This window comes from Streptomyces sp. NPDC050211, from assembly GCF_040656035.1.
GTDB lineage: Bacteria > Actinomycetota > Actinomycetes > Streptomycetales > Streptomycetaceae > Streptomyces.
Genome location: NZ_JBFALC010000086.1, coordinates 1 through 20,204, shown reverse-complemented (window position 1 = coordinate 20,204; position 20,204 = coordinate 1). Strand labels below are relative to the sequence as shown.

Below are 20,204 nucleotides of genomic sequence, written 5' to 3'. Positions count from 1 at the left end.
CGCTCTCCTACACAGTCATCTGGCGCAGCTGGGGGCGGTTCGGCTTGCGCCGCTGAGGGCGATCCGAGGTGGTCAGTTCCTCGATGCGGGCCGCGAGTTGGGCCACGGTCGGATGGCGGAAGACCATCGTGACCTTCGATTCGACGCCGAATTCCCGGCGGATCCGGCCGCTCAGCCGGGTGGCGGAGAGCGAGTGGCCGCCGCAGGCGAAGAAGTCCTCGTCGATGCCGACCTCGTCCCTGCCGAGCAGTTCGGCGAAGAGCCGGCACAGGGTTTCCTCGGTGGGGTTGCGCGGTCCCCGTCCGGTGCCGGCCCGGCCCTGGTCGGGTGCGGGCAGCGCGGCGCGGTCGAGCTTCCCGCTCGGGTTGGTGGGGAACGCGGCGAGCGGCACGATCGCCGACGCCACCATGTACTCCGGCAGGCGTTCGCGGAGCAGGTCGGTCAGCGGCCCGACGTCCAGCCCGGCCGGGTCCGCCTTGCCGGCCGGCACCACATAGGCGACCAGCCGCTGGTCGCCGGGCACGTCCTCGCGCACCACGGCGACCGCGTGCGCCACCGCCGGGTGCTCGGCCAGCACATGCTCGATCTCACCGAGCTCGATCCTGAAGCCGCGGATCTTCACCTGGAAGTCGGTGCGCCCGATGTACTGCAGCCGGCCCCCCTCGCCCCACTGCACCAGATCCCCGGTGCGGTACATGCGCGCGCCAGGCCGGCCGAACGGGCAGGCCACGAACCGTCCCGCGGTCAGGTCCGGCCGGCCCTGGTAACCGCGGGCCAGGCCGTCGCCGGCGATGTACAACTCGCCCTGCACGCCGCGCGGGACCGGACGCAGCCGCGCGTCGAGCACGTACACCTGGGTGTTGCCGATGGGTGCCCCGATCGCCGGGACGCCCGTCCCGGGCTCGACCGGTGCGGTCGTCGACCAGATCGTCGTCTCGGTCGGGCCGTACACGTTGGCCACGTCGGCCGCCTGTGCGGTCAGGGCCTGGGCCAGGTGCGGCGGCAGCGCCTCCCCGCCGACCAGGATCCTCAGGCCCCGCGCGCCGTCCGGCTCGTCCATGAGCAGCATCTGCCAGAACGCCGGTGTCGCCTGGACGAGGGTGACGTCATAACGGCGGATCATCTCCACCACGGCCGAGGGCTGGGAGACGGTCTCCTTGCCCGCGAGCACCACCGCCGCGCCGGAGATCAGCGGCAGGTACAGCTCCAGGCCCGCGATGTCGAACGAGACCGTGGTCACGGCGAGCAGCCGGTCCGCCGGGGTCAGCGGGAACCGCCGCCCCATCGTGGCCAGGAAGTTCGCCAGGGCGCCGTAGGTGACCGCGACGCCCTTCGGCTTCCCCGTGGAGCCCGAGGTGTAGATCACGTAGGCGGCGTTGTCCGGGCGGACGGCCGTCCTGGGCGCGGTGGCCGGGTAGTCCGAGCAGTCCGCGCCGGCCAGCGCATCGGCGTCGAGCACGAGCGTGGGGCGGGCGTCCTCAAGGATGTGGTCGATGCGGGAGCGCGGGTGCTCCGGGTCGATCGGGACGTAGGTCGAGCCGGTCTTCAGCACCGCCAGCAGGGCGACCACGAGGTCGGCGGACCGGGGCAGCCGCACGGCGACCAGCGACTCCGGCCGCACCCCGCGCTCGCTCAGCCAGTGCGCCAGCCGGTTGGTCCGCTCCTCCAGCTGCCCGTAGGTCAGTTGCTCGTCCTCGGCGGCCACCGCGAGGGCCCCGGGCGCCGCCTGGGCCTGGCGGCGCACGGCCTGCACCAGGTCCGGCTGAAGGGTCGGCTCGGCGGTGTCGTTCACCTTGTGCAGCAGCCAGGTCCGCTCCTCCTCGCCGAGGACGTCGATGTCCGCCAGGCGCGTTGCCGGATCGGCGAGGAGCTGCTCCAGCACCCGCACGAGGCGGGCGGCGATCGCCTCGGCCGCGTCGCGGTCGTAGAGGTTGTTCTGGTAGTCGAGGGAGAGCCGCAGGTAGGGGTCGGAGGAGTTGAGGGTGAGCGGGTAGTGGGAGCCCGCGAACGGCCGGATGCCGTCGATCGTGAAGCCCGCCGAGGTGTTCGCGTCGACCATGCCCTCGCGGTCGATCGGGTAGTTCTCGAACACGACGAGCGTGTCGAACAGGGCGGGCAGCCCAACCCCGCGCTGGATGTCGGCCAGCCCGTAGTAGTGGTGGTCGAGCAGGGCGATCTGCCGGTCCTGCAGGCCGGTGATGATGTCGCCCAGGCTGTCGCTGGGCCGGCAGTACACCCGGGTCGGCAGGGTGTTGATGAACAGGCCGACCATCTGGTCGGAGCCGGTCAGGTCGGCCGGGCGGCCGTTGACGGCGGCCCCGAACACCACGTCCTGCTGCCCGGTCAGCTGCGAGAGCAGGATCGCCCACGCGCCCTGCAGGAGGGTGTTCAGCGTGACACCGAGTTCCGCGGCGCGCCGGGCGAGTTCGCGGCCCTTGTCGATCGACAGCGGCACCTCGACCCGGCCGAGGGCGGAGGCCGCCTCCTGGAGGGGGGCGCCCGGGGCCACGAGGGTCGGCTGGTCGAATCCGTCGAGCTCGGCCTGCCAGCGGGCCGCCGCCGCCTGCCGGTCCTGCCTCGACAGCCAGGCCAGGTAGTCGCCGTAGGAGCGGACCGGAGCCAGGTCGTGGGTGCCGGAGTACAGCCGGATCAGATCCGTGATCACCATCGGCGACGACCAGCCGTCGAAGAGGGTGTGGTGGGCGGTGACGATGAGTTTCGCCCGCTGCGGCCCGCAGGTGAGCAGGGCCAGGCGCAGCAGCGGCGGCCGGGTGGGGTCGAGTTGGTCGGCCCGGTCGTCGGCGAGGGCCTCATCCAGCGCCGCGTCCTGCTCGGCTTCGCCGCGGCCGGTCAGATCGAGGTGCCGCCAGGGCAGGGCGACATGGTCCGGCACGACCTGGACCGGGTCGCCGCCGGCTGTTTCGAGGAACGCGGAGCGCAGGTTCGGATACCGCTCCAGCAGCGCCTGCCCGGCCGCCCGCATGCGCGCCGGGTCCACGTGCCCGGACAGGTGCAGCACGAACTGCATGTGGTAGACGTCGAAGGTGCCGTCGGCGAGCGCGGCCTGGAACTGGATGCCGGACTGTCCCGGGGCCTGCGGCCACACCTCGGCCAGCCGGCCGTAGCGCTCCTCCCAGCTCTCGATCTCGTCCTGGTCCACCGTGACCAGCGGGGCGTCGCAGGGGGTGAGCCCGCCGATGTGGGGGTGGGCGGCGTGCGCGGCCATGCCGTGCAGCACCTCGACCCACAGCTCGGCCAGTTCGGCGGCCTGCTCGCGGGAGAGCACCCCGGTGGGGAACATGAAGGCGGCCTGCAGCCGGGTGCCGTCGGCGGATTCCGTGGCCAGGGAGTTGACCTCCAGCGCGGACAGCGCGGGCAGGTCCGGGTCGGGCTGTGCGATCAGCTCGGCGGACCAGGACGCCGGCCCCCATCCGTCGGTGCGCAGGTGCTCGGGCACGTCGGCGTCGGAGATCCGGCCGAGGTAGTTGAACCCGATCTGCGGGGCCGGGTGGTCGGCGAGCTGCTCGGCGGTCTCCAAGTTGAGGTAGCGCAGCAGCCCGTATCCCAGGCCCTTGTCCGGCACCTGCCGCAGCTGCTCCTTGACCCGCTTGATCGCGGTGCCGGCCGCGGGGCCGCCGGCCAGTACGTCGGCCAGGTCCACGCCCTGGACGTCGACGCGGGCCGGGTACATGGTGGTGAACCATCCGACGGTCCTGGACAGGTCGGCGCCGGGGACGGCGTCCTCCTCGCGGCCGTGCCCCTCCAGGCGGACCAGGGTCGAGCCGTCCGCGTCGCGCCACCGGCTCACCGCCAGGGCGAGCGCGGCGAGCAGCACGTCGGTCCCGGTGCCTCGGTATGCCGCGGGAAGCCTGGTCAGTACGGCCTCGGTGACGGCGGCGGGCAGCTCCACCCGCACGGTGTCGACGGTGGACCACACATCCACCGCCGGGTCGAACGCCCGCGTGCCCAGCGGGGGGTTGGGCGATTCGAGCACGTTCTGCCAGTACGTCAGTTCCGCTTCGCGCTGATCGGAGTGGGCCTCGTCCTCGAGCGCCGCCGCCCAACGGCGGGCCGAGGTGCCGACCGCGGGCAGGTCGGGCGTCTGGCCGGAGCGGACCTGCTGCCACGCCTCGGCGAGGTCCGACATGAGGATGCGCCAGGAGACACCGTCGACCACCAGGTGGTGCAGCACCACGAGCAGCCGGCCCGCACCCGAGCCCGGGGCGAACCAGACGAAGCCGGCCAGGATCCCGGCTTCCGGGTCGAGCCGGCCGACCGCGTCGTCGAGTTCCGTCTTCGCCGCCGCCAGCAGGGCCGGCTCGTCCCAGCGGCCGTCGCAGTCGACCCGGCGGATCAGGTCCGCCGCCCGTACGGTGCCCTGCTGGCGTGCGAGAAGGGAGAGTTCGTCGCCACGCACCAGCTGGGCGCGCAGCAGGTCGTGCCGGTCCAGGACGGCGTCCAGCGTCGCGGCGAGGCCGTCCGCGTCGATGCCCGCGGGCAGCTCGAGCACCATCGACATGGCGAATCGATTCGTCCCGCCGCCGTGCTCGAACACCTGCCGGGCCACCGGCTGCAGCGGCATCGCGCCGATGCCGCCGTCCTCGTCCTCGGCGAGCACGGGCACCCGTCCCGCGCGGTCGGCGGCCACCTCGGCCAGCCGGGCCGCCGTGCGGCACTCGAAGATCTCCCGCGTGGTCAGTTCCAGGCCCCGGGCGCGGGCCCGCGCCACCACCTGGATGGAGCGCAGGCTGTCCCCGCCCACCGCGAAGAAGTCGTCGTCGATGCCGACCCGTTCCACGCCGAGGACGTCCGCGTAGGCGGCGGCGATGATCTTCTCGGTGTCGGTGCGGGGCTCCCGGTAGGCCTCGCCCCCGAACTCCGGTTCGGGCAGCGCGGAGCGGTCCAGCTTGCCGGTCGGCCCGAGCGGCAGCCGGCCCAGGGCCACGAACGCCGAGGGGACCATGTAGTCGGGCAGCCGCGCGGCGACGAACTTGCGCAGTTCGGCGGCGGAAGCGCCGGACTGCACATCCACATCGCCGATGCCGCCGACGCCGTCGTCGCCGACGGCGCCCTCGCCGGTGTGCACCACGTAGGCGACGAGCTGCTTTCCGCCCGAGGGCGTCGGCCGGCCGATCACCACGGCCTCGCTGATGCCGGGGTGCGCGGTGATCGCGGCCTCGACCTCGGCCGTCTCGATGCGGAAGCCGCGCACCTTCACCTGGCCGTCGCCGCGGCCGACGCACTCCAGTTGCCCGTCCGCGTTCCAGCGGGCCAGGTCGCCGGTGCGGTACATCCGCTCGCCGGGCGGGCCGAAGGGGCTGGCCACGTAGCGTTCGGCGGTCAGGCCGGGGCGGCCGTGGTAGCCGCGGCCCAGGCAGGTCCCGGCCACATACAGCTCACCGATCACGCCCTGCGGCACCGGGGCGAGGCCGGGGCCCAGCACGTAGGCCCGCATGGCGGCCAGCGGGGTGCCGATGGGCGCCACGTCGCCCTCCGCCCACTGCTCGGACGCCGCGAGGGAGAACGTGGTGGCGTAGAAACTCTCGCTCTGCCCGTAGGAGTTGACGATCTGCGCGCCGGGCAGGGCCTCGCGCACCTGCCGTACCAGCCGGGCCGGGAGCACGTCGCCGGCGAAGACGACCGTGCGCACGTCGGGCGCCTTGTGCAGGTGGCCCACCAGTTCCCCGAGCACCGAGGGGACGCCGCTGATCACGTGTCCGTCCCAGCCGTCCCGCTCGCCGAGTGCCAGCGCGTTGGCCACCAGCTCGGCCGTGCCGCCGGTGGTCAGGGTGGTCAGCAGCTCGAAGACCGAGACGTCGAAGTTGACCGAGGTGCCGGCCAGCATCCGCCAGCCGGGCGGCGCGTCCAGGACGCGCACCAGGTCCCGCACCCCGGCCACCAGGCCCCGGTGGGTGATCGTCGCGCCCTTCGGCGTGCCCGTGGAGCCGGAGGTGTACATCACGTACGCCAGGTGGTCCGGGCCCAGCGGGGCGACGCGGGCGGCGTTGTCCGGGGCCCCCTCGGGCGTGTCCCACTGCGCGCGGTCGTCGAGGTTGACGGCCGTCATGTCGTGGTGCGGCAGCTCCTGCCACGTCGCGGTGTCGGTGAGGGCGAACCGCGGGCGGGCTTCGGACAGCACGGTCTGCGCCCGCCCGCTGAGGTACTTGGGGTCCATCGGCACGTACCCGGCGCCGGACTTGAGGATCCCGAGCAGGCCGGCCACCAGGTCCTCGGTGCGCGGCAGCGCGAGGACGACCAGGTCCTCCGGTCCGGCGCCGCGCCGGATGAGCTCCCAGGCGACGCCATTGGCCCTCTCGTCGAGGTCGCGGTAGGTCAGGGTCCGGCCCTCGCACACCAGCGCCGGGGCGTCGGGCGTGCGGGCCACCTGGCTCTCGAACAGCTCAGGGACCGTCAGATCGGATGCCGCTGCGACATCGGCGTTGTTGTCGAAGCGGGTGAGCAGCAACTCCCGCTCGGCCGCCTCGAGCACGTCGACGGTGGCAACGGCGCGCTCCGGGTCGGCCACGAGCCGGCCCAGGACGCGCACGAACCGCTGCGCGAGGCTCTCGGCGGTAGCCCGGTCGAACAGGCTGGTGGCGTACTCCAGACGGCACTGCGCCCCGCCCGCGTTGTCCGGGAGCAGGTCGAAGAACAGGTCGAACTTGGCCGTGTTGGTCTCCAGCCGCTCGACCTGGACGCCGAGGCCGGGCAGCTGCAGGTCCGGCACGGGCGGCTGCCAGGAGAGCATGACCTGGAAGAACGGGTTGTAGGCGGTGGACCGGTGCGGGTTGAGCAGCTCCACCAGCCGCTCGAAGGGCATGTCCTGGTTGTCGTACGCGGCCAGCGACCGCTCCCGCACCCGCTGCAGCAGCCCGCGGAAGGTCGGGTTCCCGGACAGGTCGACGCGCAGCACCCAGGTGTTGACGAAGAACCCGACGAGGTCACGCAGTTCCTCGTCGGTGCGGTCGGTGATCGGCGCGCCGATCGGCACGTCGTCACCGCAGCCGAGGTGGTGCAGGAGCACCCCCAGCGCCGCGTGCATGACCATCGACACCGTGGTGTCCAGCTCCGCGGCCAACTTCTCCACGGAGGCGAGCAGGGCGGGGTCGAGGGAGAACGGGACCCGGTCGCCCTCAGGGCTCATCACCCTCGGGCGCGGGCGGTCGGTGGGCAGGTCCAGCGGCTGCGGCAGATCGGCCAACGCCTCACGCCAGTACGCCAGTTGCCTGGCGGACACGCTCTCCGGGTCGGCCTCGTCGCCGAGCACGTCCCGCTGCCACAGCGTGTAGTCCGCGTACTGCACCGGCAGCGGCTCCCACGCCGGGGCGCTGCCCGCGCTGCGGGCCGCGTACGCGGTGGTGATGTCGCGGAACAGCGGCCCGAAGGACTCCCCGTCCACGGCGATGTGGTGGGCCACCACGACCAGGGTGTGGTCACCCGGCCCGCACCGCACCAGCCGGGCCCGGATCGGCATGTCGGCGGCCAGGTCGAAGGTCTCGGTGGCCGCCTGGTCGACCGCCGCCGCCCGCTCGTCCTCCCCCGCCACCTCGACGACCGGCAGGGCGAACGGCTGCCGGCCCGAGGCCAGCACCTGCTGGTGCGGGACGCCGTCGTCGCCCTCGACGATCACCGTGCGCAGAACCTCGTGCCGGTCGATGACATCGCGGAGCGCCGCCCGCAGCGCGGCCACGTTCAGCTCACCGGTCAGCCGCAGGGCGAAAGCGCCGTTGTAGGTCGGTGAAGGGCCTTCGAACCGGTCCACGAACCACAGCCGGCGCTGCGCGAACGACAACGGGATCATTGTGTCTCCAAATCGGCGGAACCAGGGAGCAAGGCGTCACTCAGCCCTGGTCGAGCAGGGTCAACAGGTCGTCGTTGTAGAAGTCGTCGATGGAGCACGCCCCCGACAGCGTCGAGAAGTACCGGTCGATGTGCTCCTGGTGGCCGACCAGCTTGCGGAGCATCTCGGTGCGCCCCTCGGGCTTGAGCTCGGCCACGTTGAGGGCGCCCTGGTAGTGGTTGAGGGCCTCGTTGCTCAGTTCGTTCTCGTAGCGCCGCAGCGCCGAGTTGAGCGCGGCGTCGTCGTGCAGCCGCTCGCCGATGAGGTCGGTGAGCGTCTGGGCCTGGACGAAGGCCTCGGTGATGCCGCGGGCGGTGATGGAGTCCTTGTGGTTCACCGCGTCACCGACCAGCACCCAGCCGGGCCCATAAGCCTTGCGGAAGTAGTTCTCCTGGTGTCCGGTGCCGTACAGCTGCTCCTCGCGCCGGCCCGACCGCATCCGCTCGTACAGCTCGGGCGCCGTGGTGCGGAAGGCGTCGAGGTAGGCGGGCTCCACGTTCTTGCGGACCTGGTGGTAGTCGTCCTGCGGGAAGTAGGCCATGAGCAGCGTGAGGTCGTCGTTGGTGGGCAGGACGCCGATCCAGCGCCCCGGCCGCTCGTACAGCTCGAAGTGCGCGGGAACCCCGGACCAGTAGCTGTAGTAGGTGGTGGTCATCCGCGGATGCTCGATGACGTTCTCGGCGCCGGCCTTGCGGGCCACCAGCGAGCGCATGCCGTCCGCGCCGACGACCAGGCGGGCCCGGTCCGTCGCCTCGGCGCCGCCGGGCGTGGTGTAGCGCACGCCGGCGACCCGGTCGCCCTCGAACACCAGGTCCTTGACCGCGCAGCCCTCCCGGAACTCCACGCCGGCCGCCACCGCACCGCCGGCGAGGATCGGGTCGAGCACGTACCGCCGCGGCGCGTACGTGGTCGTCAGGCCGTCGATCGGCAGGGAGAAGCCCTCGATGCGGACCCCCGGCCCCTCGTAGCTCTGGCGGGTGATGGGCTGGGCGCCCGAGTCGCGGATCTGCTCCAGCAGCCCCCACCGGTTGAGCAGCGCCACGCCCTGCATATGGAGGTAGTGCGAGGACAGCGTGTCCTGCGGGAAACGCGCCTTCTCCAGGAGCAGGACGCGATAACCCTGCTGCGCGAATAGCATGGCCGTCGGCGAGCCCGCACAACGGGCACCGATGACAATCACGTCGTACATGGCGCGCCTCTCTTGCCAGTAGATTTCTGATACACCGCGGCTGCAGCCGGACCTATCGGGTCACCGCACCCTGGGATTCGAGATAAGCGGAGATCGACGCCACCGTCGGGTGGAGGAACAGCTGGTCCATCGGGACCTCGGCGCCCAGCTCCGTCAGGTAGGCGCCCTGAATATTGACCATGACCACGGACTGGCCGCCCAGGGCGAAGAAATCGTCGTCGAGTGCAATGTCATCGCGCTTCAGTTCCCGGCACCAAATGGCGCGCACGCGGTCGGAAATCATCACGGTCCTCTCGGTTTTCATGCTTCGACCAGCGCCGCGCGGTCCACTTTCCCGTGCGGGCTCAGCGGAATGTGCGGGATGTTCAGGAACCTGGCCGGGATCATGTTCCGCGGCAGGGTTTCCAGCAGGCGGGTGCGTACGTCGTCCGCGGCGAGGTCGTCCCCGGCCGGGACGAGGAACGCGACCAGCTCCACCTCGCCGGAGTCGGTGCGGGTGACCGCCACGGCGGCCTCGCGGACCCCGTCCAGCCGGGCGAGCGCGCGCTCGATGTCGGTGGGGTCGATGCGCATGCCGCGGACCTTCACCTGCGCGTCGATCCGGCCGAGGACGACGAGGTCGCCGGCCTCGGTGACATAGCCGCGGTCGCCCGTGCGGTACACCCTGCGCGGCTCTCCGTCGACGTCGATCGTCGTGAACTTCCGCTTCTCGGGGCCGGTGTTGAGGTAGCCCGCGCCGACGCCGGCCCCGGCGATGCAGATCTCGCCCTGCTCCCTGGGCCCGACGGGCCGCAGCTGCTCGTCGAGGAGGTGGATGTCGGTGTTGTAAGCCGGCCTGCCGACCGGTGGGATGTCGTGTTCGCCGGGCCGGTAGCCGGCCAGGTCGTACGACGTGGCGACGTCCGTGCACTCGGCGACGCCGTACTGGTGCAGCAGGGTGCAGGTGTTGCCCTCGCGCCGCGCCCAGTCGGTGAGCCGTTCGGCCTTCAGCGCCTCCCCGCCGAACAGCACGTAGTCGAGGCGGGCCAGCGCGTCGCCGCCGCGGGCCCGCTCCCAGTCCACCAGCAGGTACAGCGTGCTGGAGGCGCAGTGCACCACGCGGATGTCGTGCTCGGTCAGGGTGCGGTAGGCCAGCATGGCGTCGAAGTTCCGGCTCGCCAGCAGGTGCTGGGTGGCGCCGCAGAACAGCGGTGTCATCAGGGCGCGTTGGGAGAGGTCGAAGCCGAAGGCGCTGACCACCAGGTTGTGCGAGCCGCGGTGCAGGCCGTACTCGAGCCGCAGCCAGTTCATCAGGTTGAACCAGCCCTCGTGCCGCACCGCGGTCAGCTTCGGCGTACCGGTCGACCCGGACGTGAAGACCGCGTAGCACACGTCGTCGCCGGTGACGTCGGCCTGGGGAGAGGTCGCCGCCAGGCCTGCCAGGTGATCGGCGAGCTGCTCCAGGTCGACGACCTCGGCGGCCGCCGACTCGACCATCTGGGCGGTCGCCGGGGAGGCCACGATCAGGGCGAGATGGGGGATCTGGCCCAGCAGCAGCTGGAGCCTGGCCGCCGGGTAGGCCGGGTCGAGGGGTACGTAGGCCGCGCCCGCCTTCAGCGTGCCGAGGATGGCGACGAGCATGTCGATCGAGTAGTCGAGGCAGACGCCGACCTTCGCGCCCCGGCCGTGTCCGCGCGCGGCGAGGAAGTGCGCGAACCGGTTCGCCTTCACGTCCAGCTCCGCGTACGTCACCTGCCGGCCGGCCCACACCACGGCGACGGCGTCGGGGGTGGCTGCCGTGTGCGCCTCGAACTGCTGATGGACGACGGGCTGCGCGGGCAGGGCAACCCGCTTTCCCTGAAGGATCATCAACTGACTCCGATGTGAAGGGGGTCCGTCTCGGCGGTGCGCCGCTAGGCGGTGCGCCTGTCGGGTGTGCTCCGGTCGGCGGTCTCGAGCATCTGGGTCACCCACCTCTCGACGGGCAGGCCGTGCGCGGCAGCAGCCTTCGAGTAGTACTCCAGTTGATCGGCGGACAGCTCGATGGTCAGCGTGGTGACCTGCGGCCGGCGCTTGTCGGCCGCCGGCTCGGCCAGCCGGGGCACCTCGTGCTGCTCGCCGCCGCCGTTGGGGGGCGTGTCGGCCTGGTCGTTCTGCACGGCCAGGCTGGCGCGGACCGCCCTGCGCAGTTCGTTGCGCGACCACTTCTGCTGTTCGGCCTTGCGCAGCCAGTAGTCCTGCTCCGGTGGCGACAGCCGGGTCACCTCGGCGTGGTGGGCGAAGCTGAGGCTGTCCCGCCTGCGGTGGTGCTCGAACCGGCGGGCCACCCAGGCGTAGTTGCGCAAGGTCTGGTAGTCGAGCCCGGTGCGCTCGATGGCCTCCTTGTACCGCCGCCACCCGTAGGTGGTCTCCCCGTAGATCAGCCAGTCGGCGAGCCACCAGGCCGAGGAGTTCACCAGCTCGCGCAGGCTGGAGCCGATCCGCTCCCAGGAACGTTCCGGCAGGTTCTGCGGGAAGATCATCCCCGACTTCTGCACCGTGGCCTGCGTCCCCACGAAGGACAGGACCACCTCGCGCTGCGCGGGCTCACCGCTGTTGCCCACCGGCTGCGCGCTCGCGGTTTTCACAGCGCCCCTCACCACCGTCATCTCCCAACTCAGCATGTATTCCTGGGCGTTGACCGATCACTCGACCGGGCATCCGGGCGGCGTTCAGTCCGCCGCCATGGCCTCGCGCAGGCTCTTGGGGCGCAGGTCGCTCCAGTTCTGCTCGACGTACTGCAGGCACTCGGCCCGGGCCGCCTCACCGAAGACCACCCGCCAGCCCGCGGGCACCTCGGCGAACGCCGGCCACAGGGAGTGCTGCTCCTCGTCGTTGACGACCACGTAGAAGCGGCCGTCCTCGTCATCGAAGGGGTTCGCGCTCAACTGGCACCGTCCTTAACCGTCATGGGGTGACTCGGGATGGGAAATCGTCGGGCCGCCGGGTGCGAGAGGGCACCGGGCGCCGGTTCGCCGATCGGCGTTGTCCGGTCGACGGGACACGCGGGGCGCTGCCCGGGGTGTCCGTCCGCCGGCCGGACGACAGCGTTGCAAGGCGCTTGGGGTTCACTCAAGAGAAACCTGACCTCGCACAGGCGCCGAGGTCCGTCGACGTACACAAAAGGGGGGAGTTCGTTGACGTACACAAAGGGAGATCGGCTGCCTGGCGTTCCTGGGATGCGAACGTACGGCAGCCGATCGGCCCGTCCGCTGTCCGCTCGTGGTCGAGCGGTGGTGCGGGACCCGGCCTTCTGGGCCGGGCCGCGGTCGTCGTACGGGCTTGGCTGCCCGCGTTGCCGGTAGCCGACTGCCCGCTCACGGTATCCACGGCCGTTTTGAGACACGGTCGGGTGCTGCTCGAGCGGGCAGGCCGGAAGCCGGGCGCCGGAGGATCGCTCAAGGGCCGCCGCACCGGCGGTGGAGCCCCTCTGGAGCCCGCGCCCGGCCGGCCGGACGGCGGTCTATGGTCCGAGGGTGCGCGGCCCGATCCGAGGGGGAGCGATGCACAGCACACGACCTGACCTGCGGCTGTTCGTCCTGCACCACGCGGGAGGCTCACACCTGCCGTACCGCACCTGGCCGGCCGCGCTGCCGGGCACCTGGGACGTGCGGCTGCTCGACGCGCCGGGCCACGGCCTCCTCCTCGACCTGCCGCAGATCACGGACGCCGGCCGCCTCGCCGACTTCCTGCTGGACACCATCGAGCCCGAACTGACCGGCCCCTACGCCCTGTTCGGACACAGCATGGGCGCCCTCGTGTCGTACGAGATCACCCGGCGGATCGTCGAGCGGGGCCTGCCGCCGCCGGTGTGGATCGGCCTCTCCGCCCGCGCCGCACCGCAGTCGGCGGGGCGGACGAGCGCCTACCACCAGCTGCCCGCAGCCGAGCTGCGGACCCGGCTGAAGCGGTTCGGCGGCACGCCCGACGGCGTCCTCGACGACCCCGAGCTGTGGGCCCTGTTCGACCCGGTCATCCGGGCCGACCTGCGCCTGGTGGAGACCTGGCGCCCCGCTCCCGGCACCGCCCCGCTGCCGGTGGCGCTGTCCGCCTTCGCGGGCGGCGCCGACCACGCCGCTCCCCCGCTCGGATGGCCGGCTGGGCCGAGCACACCGAGCACTTCCTGGGCCTGCGGGTCTTCGACGGCGGTCACTTCTATTTCAGGACGATCCCGGGCCGCTGCTGCGGCAGATCGAACGGGACGCGGCCACGGCGCTCGACGCGGCGGGCGCGACGCGCTCCTTCTGAACCTCCGGTGCCGGCCTGCGTGAGGGGAAGAGATGCAGTTCCGCATTCTCGGTCTCGTCGAAGTCCAGGACGAGCAGACCGGTCTACAGATCCTTCCCACCGGCGCCAAGCAGCGCGCCCTGCTGGGGGCCCTGGTGGTGAAGGCCGGCCGCAACGTCTGCGTGCAGCGGCTCATCGACGAGCTGTGGGGCGAACACCCGCCCGGCAACGCCGCGAACGCGCTGCAGGTCCATGTGGCCCGGCTGCGCCGGCTGCTGTCCGGACCGCAGCCGCGGCAGGACGGACGGCCCGACCAGCACGCACAGCGCCCGTGGATCGAGACCACCCCGCGCGGCTACACCCTGCGGCTCGCCCCCGCCGAAACGGACGCCGCGTGCTTCCAGCACCTGACCGACCAGGGCCGCCGGGTCCTTGGCAGCGACCCGGGCCAGGCCGGTGAACTGCTGTGCCGGGCCCTGTCGTTGTGGCGCGGCCCGGCTCTGGAGGGCAGCGTGCTCGGCGACATCTGCGCGCTCGAGGCGGCCCGGCTGGAGGAGCACCGCCTGACCGCCCTGGAGATGATGTACGACGCGTATCTGCGCACCGGCCGCCATGGCGAGATCACCGGCGAGCTGGTGGAGCTCACCACCGATCACCCCCTGCGGGAGCGGTTCTACGCCCTGCTGATGGTCGCCTTCTACCGCTGCGGCCGGCAGGCGGAGGCGCTCGGCGTGTACGACCGGGCGCGCGGCCGCCTGGCGCGGGAACTCGGCGTCGAGCCGAGCCCCGCGCTGCGCGGCCTGATGCAGGCGATCCTCCACCACGACCCGGCCCTCGCCACGGCCCTGGCCCCGGCGGACGCGGGGGCCGACGACGCGCTGCGCCCCCTGGGCGAGGAGATGGCCCGCCTGCACCGCCGCATCGAGCGACTGCAGCGCGAGCAGAACCAACTGCTGTGCCGCTTCAACGAGTTGGCGGCGAGCACGGCGCCGTAGCGCTCCGCTGGTAGGGCCGCGATGTGCCGTCTTTCGTCTGCGGCGCCGTCGTGGCTGGTCGCGCAGTTCCCCGCGCCCCTTCGGGGCGCGGCACGCCTAGGGGGTGTCCATCCGAGCTACCCGCGCTCGAGTCGGGCGGCCTACTGTGCCGCCGACCCCACAGGTACGGAAATCAGCCAGGCAGAGACGACTCCCAGGAGCGGGGAATGACGATACGGAACAGACCGAGGGCCGGCGTGGTCGCTCTGGCGGCCGTCGCGATGACGGCCACCGCCCTGACGGGTCCGGCCCAGGCGTCGCGGGACACGGCCGGCCACGAGGCGACGCGAAGCGCGATCGACGCGAGCGTCGCAGCCGGTGTCCCCGGCGTCACCGCCCAGGCGCGCGATGCCGGCGGCGTGTGGACGTACACAGCCGGCGTGGGCGACCTGAACACCGGTGCGCCGCGCGGCAAGAACGACCGGTTCCGGGTCGGCGGCCTCACCAACACCTTCGTGGCCACCGTCCTGCTGCAGATGGCGGCGGAGAACAAGCTCGGTCTCGACGACACCGTGGAGCGCCATCTGCCCGGCGTGGTGTCGGGCAACGGCAACGACGGCCGCGCGATCACCGTACGTCAGCTGCTCAACCACACCAGCGGCCTGTTCGACTACCTCCTCGACGTGACGTACTACCGGACGTACCTCCTGGGCGACGGTTTCCTGCAGCACCGCTACGACACCCTGACGCCCGAGCAGCGCCTGCGGGTGGCCTTCTCCCACGCGCCGGAGTTCCAGCCCGGTGCCCGGCACTCGTTCTCCCACACCAACGACGTCCTGGCCGCGCTGATCGTCGAGAAGGTGGCCGGTACGTCGTACGAGAACGAGGTGCGCCGGCGCATCATCAGGCCGCTGGGCCTGAAGGCGACCTCCCACCCCGGCACGAGCAGCCGGCTGCCCCGGCCGAGCGGCCGCGGCTACTCCCGGCTCTTCTTCGACTCGCAGCCGGACCGGATCGACGACGTCACCGAGATGAACGGCTCCCAGCTCTGGGGCGACGGCGACCTCATCTCCAGCACCGGCGACCTGAACCGGTTCTACGCGGCCCTGATGGGCGGGAAGCTGCTGCCGGCACGGCAGCTGAAGGAGTTGAAGACGACCGTCGTCAACCCCGACTTCCCGAGCGCGTCCTACGGGCTCGGCGTGGAACGGCTCACGCTGGGCTGCGGCACGACCCTCTGGTACCACGACGGGGGCACGGTGGGGTGGCTCACGGTGGCCGCCTTCACCGAGGACGGCCGCCACCAGCTCACGTTCAACTACAACAGCGACTGGGAGGTGTCGGGGCTCATCCCCACCCTCAACGCCGAGTTCTGCGCCCCGACGTCCCGCTGACCCTGCCGACCAGGAGGCTTCATGACAGTGCGCGCAGCCGTGGCGGGAGCGAGCGGCTATGCGGGAGGCGAGCTCCTGCGCCTGCTTCTTGCCCACCCCGAAGTGGAGATCGGTGCGCTGACCGCGCATGCCAGCGCCGGCCGGCGGCTGGGCACGCTGCAGCCGCACCTGCCGGCGCTGGCCGACCGGGAGGTGGGGCCCACCACCGCGGGCGCCCTCACGGGGCATGACGTGGTCTTCCTCGCCCTGCCGCACGGCCAGTCCGCCGCCGTCGCCGAGCAGGTGGGCGACGACACGCTCGTCGTGGACTGCGGCGCGGACTTCCGCCTCGCGGACGCGGCGGACTGGGAGACGTTCTACGGCACCCCGCACGCCGGCACCTGGCCCTACGGCCTGCCCGAACTGCCCGGCGCCCGCGCCGCGTTGGCGGGCACCCGGCGCATCGCGGTGCCGGGCTGCTACCCCACCGCCGTCCTGCTGGCCCTCTTTCCCGCGTACGCGGGCCGGCTGGCCGAACCCGAGGCGGTCGTCGTCGCGGCGTCCGGCACGTCCGGCGCCGGGAAGAGCCCCAGGGCGGACCTGCTCGGCAGCGAAGTGATGGGCTCCATGCGGCCGTACGGCGTGGGCGGCGGCCACCGGCACACGCCCGAGATGAGACAGCACCTCGGCGCCGTCGCCGGCCACCGGGTCGCCGTCTCCTTCACCCCGACGCTGGCCCCCATGCCCCGCGGCATCCTCGCCACCTGCTCCGCCGCCGCCCGGCCCGGGGTCGGCGCGCAGGACGTGCGGGCCGCCTACGAGAAGGCGCTGGGCGACGAGCCGTTCGTGACGCTGCTGCCCGAGGGGCAGTGGCCCTCCACCGCGGCCGTGTACGGATCGAACGCCGCGCAGATCCAGGTGGTCCTCGACCCGGCGGTCGGCCGGATCATCGCGATCAGCGCCATCGACAACCTCACCAAGGGCACCGCCGGCGGGGCCGTCCAGAGCATGAACCTCGCTCTGGGCCTGCCCGAGCAGCTGGGGCTGTCCACGATCGGAGTGGCACCGTGAGCGTCACCGCAGCACGAGGCTTCACGGCGGCGGGCATCGCCGCAGGGATCAAGCAGAACGGCAGACGGGACCTGGCGCTCGTCGTCAACACCGGGCCGCACTCGGCCGCGGCGGGCGTCTTCACCTCCAACCGCGTCCAGGCCGCGCCCGTGAAGTGGTCGCGGCAGGTCCTCGCGGACGGCGAGATCCGCGCGGTCGTGCTCAACTCCGGGGGCGCCAACGCCTGCACGGGCCCGCAGGGATGGAAGGACACCTGCGCCACCGCCGGGCGGGCGGCCGAGCGGCTCGGCCTGAACGCGGCGGACGTGGCGGTCTGTTCCACCGGGCTGATCGGCGTGCCGCTGCCCATGGACCGGCTCCTGGCCGGCGTCGACAGCGCCGCCGGCCGGCTGTCCGGGGCCGGCGGCGCGGACGCGGCCGTCGCCGTGATGACCACCGACACGGTGCCCAAGACGGCCGCCGTCACCCGGGGCGGGTGGACCGTCGGCGGCATGGCCAAGGGCGCCGGGATGCTCGCCCCCGGGCTCGCCACCATGCTCGTCGTCCTCACCACGGACGCCGACCTGGACAGCAAGGTCCTGGACCGGGCGCTGCGGGACGCCACCCGCGTCACCTTCGACCGGGTCGACTCCGACGGCTGCATGTCCACCAACGACACCGTGCTGCTGCTCGCCTCCGGCGCCTCCCAACTCGCCCCGGAATACGAGGAGTTCGCCGAGGCCGTCCGCACGGTCTGCGCCGACCTGGCCCGCCGGCTGATCGCGGACGCCGAGGGCGCGAGCAAGGAGATCCGCATCGAGGTGACGGGTGCCGCGAGCGAGGACGACGCCGTCGAGGTGGGGCGCTGCGTCGCCCGCAACAACCTCCTCAAGTGCGCCCTGCACGGCGAGGACCCCAACTGGGGCCGCGTCCTGTCCGCCATCGGCACCACCTCCGCCGCCTTCGAACCCGACCGGCTGAACGTCGCCATCAACGACGTGTGGGTCTGCACCAACGGCTCGGTGGGCGAGGACCGCGCGCTGGTGGACATGACCGGCCGCGAGATCCACCTCACCGTGGACCTCGCCGCGGGCCAGGCCTCGGCCGTCATCTGGACCAACGACCTCACCGCCGCCTACGTCCACGAGAACAGCGAGTACGCCTCGTGAGCGACAACGCGGCGCTGACCCGGCGCTGGCAGGGCGTCATGATGGACAACTTCGGCACTCCCCGGCTGCCGCTGGTCAAAGGCCAGGGCGCCCGGGTCTGGGACGCGGAGGGCACCGAGTACCTCGACTTCGTCGGCGGCATCGCGGTCAACGCGCTCGGCCATGCGCATCCCGCGGTCGTCACCGCCGTCGCCGAGCAGGTCGCCGCGCTCGGGCACGTGTCGAACCTGTTCATCGCCGAACCGACCGTGCGCCTGGCCGAGCGGCTGCTGCACCTCGCCGGGCGCGAGGGCCGGGTCTACTTCGCCAACTCCGGCGCCGAGGCCAACGAGGCGGCCTTCAAGATCGGCCGGCTCACCGGCCGCACGCACATGGTCTCGGCCGACGGCGGCTTCCACGGCCGCACCATGGGGGCCCTGGCCCTCACCGGCCAGAGCGCCAAGCAGCGCCCCTTCCAGCCGCTGCCGGGCGAGGTCAGCCATGTGCCCTACGGGGACGTCGAGGCCCTGCGCGACGCCGTCACCGAGCGCACCGCGCTGCTGATGCTGGAGCCGGTGCAGGGCGAGAACGGCGTGGTCGTGCCGCCGCCCGGCTATCTGCGGGCCGCCCGCGAGATCACCGCGGCGACCGGCACCCTCCTCGTCCTGGACGAGATCCAGACCGGCATCGGGCGCACCGGCCACTGGTTCGCGGCCCAGGCCGACGGCGTCGAGGCGGACGTCGTCACGCTCGCCAAGGGGCTGGGCGGCGGGCTGCCCATCGGCGCGACGCTCGCCTTCGGCCCGGCCGCACAGCTGCTGACGCCCGGCGCGCACGGCTCCACCTTCAGCGGGAACCCTGTGGTGTGCGCGGCCGCCCTCGCCGTCCTGGACACCATCGAGCGGGCGGGCCTCCTCGGCCACGTGCGGGCGGCGGGGCGGCGGCTGCGGCGCGGACTTCAGGCGCTGGGCCACCCGCTGGTGCGCGAAGTCCGCGGCGCCGGGCTGCTGTTGGGCGTCGTACTGGAGGGGATGCACGCGGCGCGCGTGCAGCAGGCGGCCCAGGACAACGGGCTGCTGGTGAACGCGGTGCTGCCGGACGTCGTCCGGCTCGCCCCGCCGCTGATCGTGTCGGAGCGTGAGGTGGACACCTTCGTCGACGGCTTCCGGGCAGCCCTGTCCCAGGCCCTCGGCGAGGCGCCGACGGCGGCCTGACCCGGCCGGACGGTGTCACCTGCGCCGGTTCTCCAGTCGAAGAACTCCACGTCGATGGTGTCCTCTCTGTCAATTCCCGGGGAGTCGGAATCCCGCAGCCCGTCCGCGAAAACCGTGGCCCGCCGCTTTCCGGGCGGGGACCGGGGTGCCATGACCGGCAATTACCTGCCTGCTATTTTCCTTTTCAATTGTTCTGGCGGCCGGTGCACGCGCACAGCAGGCCATAATGGGCGCACCCTGCCCAGCCGGAGGAACATGACCGGATTCCGGATTCCTGGATACCGTCCCGCCGACGGGACAACTCTGTCCCTTTCGAGCGCCGCTCCGGCGCCGCTTCAACGCGCCCCGCGAGACTTCTCGCCAGTTATGTGCACCCTTCTCCTGGAGGCATGATGGCGCGTGAGGCCGGTCAAACCGCGGGGTCGCGTGGCGGCCCGGCAACCGCTGTTCCGCAGCCCCCGCCACGGCAGCCGCCCGCGGCGGGGGCCGCGCCGCGACGGGCGCAGGTGCTGACGACCAAGGTGGGCCTGCAGATCCCGAGGGGGATGGCCTACGACGAGTGGGAGCGGGCCGGGCGCCAGCTCGCCGACGTCGTCGACTCCTCCTCCTGGTGGCTGGGCGACTGGCTGGTGTACGGCAAGGACCACTACACCGACCGCTACCAGCGCGGGATACGCGCCGTGGGCCTGTCGTACCAGACCCTGCGCAACTACGCGTGGGTCTCCCGCCGCTTCGACCTCACCCGGCGCCGGCCCGCCCTGAGCTTCCAGCACCATGCCGAGCTGGCCTCCATGCCGGTGGAGGAGCAGGACCGCTGGCTCGACCGCGCCGAGCAGCGGCAGTGGACCACCAAGCAGCTGCGCGGCGCCCTGCGCGCCGCGCGCCAGAGCGAGCAGCAGCCGTGCGCCGCCGCCGAGCCCAGCCGCCGCCTGGAGCTGCCCGGCAGCCGGCTGCAGTGGTGGCACCAGGCCGCGGAGCAGCTGGGCGTCGACTTCGAGCAGTGGGTGATGACCACCCTGGACAGCGCGGCCGCCAGCGCCCTGGAGGACCTCGGCACGCCGGAGCGGGCGGAGGCCCGCGACCGCAAGGGCATCCAGGGCGTGGCCGCGCCGGCCGCGGGCGGCGCCGAGGACAGCGCCCGCGGCGAGGGCCTCGCCGGGCGGACCCGGCC

Annotated in this window: 13 protein-coding genes; 7 read left to right on the top strand and 6 right to left on the bottom strand. The window is 72.5% G+C overall.

The window, feature by feature from the left end; genetic code table 11:
• Window positions 1–7: 7 nt before the first annotated feature.
• The 6 genes from AB0I98_RS44335 to AB0I98_RS44310 all read right to left on the bottom strand — a co-directional run bounded on the left by AB0I98_RS44335 (window position 8) and on the right by AB0I98_RS44310 (window position 11,935).
• Complete coding sequence (locus AB0I98_RS44335) at window positions 8–7,801, bottom strand: amino acid adenylation domain-containing protein (protein ID WP_362951758.1); 7,794 nt, start codon at window positions 7,799–7,801, stop codon at window positions 8–10.
• 40 nt (window positions 7,802–7,841) lie between these two features.
• Window positions 7,842–9,029 (bottom strand): NAD(P)/FAD-dependent oxidoreductase, encoded by a 1,188-nt coding sequence (locus AB0I98_RS44330; protein ID WP_362951757.1) that lies wholly within the window; start codon window positions 9,027–9,029, stop codon window positions 7,842–7,844.
• Window positions 9,030–9,081: 52 nt separating this feature from the next.
• Window positions 9,082–9,312 (bottom strand): phosphopantetheine-binding protein, encoded by a 231-nt coding sequence (locus AB0I98_RS44325; protein WP_362951765.1) that lies wholly within the window; start codon window positions 9,310–9,312, stop codon window positions 9,082–9,084.
• Between the two features lie 17 nt (window positions 9,313–9,329).
• Window positions 9,330–10,877, bottom strand: coding sequence for an amino acid adenylation domain-containing protein (locus AB0I98_RS44320; RefSeq protein WP_362951756.1), 1,548 nt, complete (start codon window positions 10,875–10,877; stop codon window positions 9,330–9,332).
• 44 nt (window positions 10,878–10,921) lie between these two features.
• Window positions 10,922–11,635, bottom strand: coding sequence for an LmbU family transcriptional regulator (locus AB0I98_RS44315; protein ID WP_362951755.1), 714 nt, complete (start codon window positions 11,633–11,635; stop codon window positions 10,922–10,924).
• 84 nt (window positions 11,636–11,719) lie between these two features.
• Window positions 11,720–11,935, bottom strand: a complete 216-nt coding sequence (locus AB0I98_RS44310) for an MbtH family protein (protein ID WP_362951754.1) — start codon at window positions 11,933–11,935, stop codon at window positions 11,720–11,722.
• A gap of 615 nt (window positions 11,936–12,550) precedes the next feature.
• On the opposite strand from AB0I98_RS44310, the gene AB0I98_RS44305 reads away from it, so the two are divergent.
• The 7 genes from AB0I98_RS44305 to AB0I98_RS44275 form a co-directional block, all read left to right on the top strand.
• Complete coding sequence (locus tag AB0I98_RS44305) at window positions 12,551–13,318, top strand: thioesterase domain-containing protein (RefSeq protein ID WP_362951753.1); 768 nt, start codon at window positions 12,551–12,553, stop codon at window positions 13,316–13,318.
• A 9-nt stretch (window positions 13,319–13,327) separates the two neighbouring features.
• Complete coding sequence (locus AB0I98_RS44300; protein ID WP_362951752.1) at window positions 13,328–14,269, top strand: AfsR/SARP family transcriptional regulator; 942 nt, start codon at window positions 13,328–13,330, stop codon at window positions 14,267–14,269.
• 206 nt (window positions 14,270–14,475) lie between these two features.
• Window positions 14,476–15,642, top strand: a complete 1,167-nt coding sequence (locus tag AB0I98_RS44295) for a serine hydrolase domain-containing protein (protein ID WP_362951751.1) — start codon at window positions 14,476–14,478, stop codon at window positions 15,640–15,642.
• 21 nt (window positions 15,643–15,663) lie between these two features.
• Window positions 15,664–16,692, top strand: a complete 1,029-nt coding sequence (gene argC, locus AB0I98_RS44290; protein ID WP_362951750.1) for an N-acetyl-gamma-glutamyl-phosphate reductase — start codon at window positions 15,664–15,666, stop codon at window positions 16,690–16,692.
• A complete protein-coding gene (argJ, locus tag AB0I98_RS44285; protein WP_362951749.1) occupies window positions 16,689–17,840 on the top strand; it encodes a bifunctional glutamate N-acetyltransferase/amino-acid acetyltransferase ArgJ in 1,152 nt (383 codons plus the stop codon). Before argC ends, argJ begins: the two co-directional genes overlap by 4 nt.
• A gap of 38 nt (window positions 17,841–17,878) precedes the next feature.
• On the top strand, window positions 17,879–19,033 hold the full coding sequence (locus AB0I98_RS44280; RefSeq protein WP_362951764.1) for an acetylornithine transaminase: 1,155 nt from the start codon (window positions 17,879–17,881) through the stop codon (window positions 19,031–19,033).
• Window positions 19,034–19,539: 506 nt separating this feature from the next.
• The coding region (locus tag AB0I98_RS44275; protein ID WP_362951748.1) for an LmbU family transcriptional regulator at window positions 19,540–20,204 on the top strand (665 nt) is incomplete at its 3' end.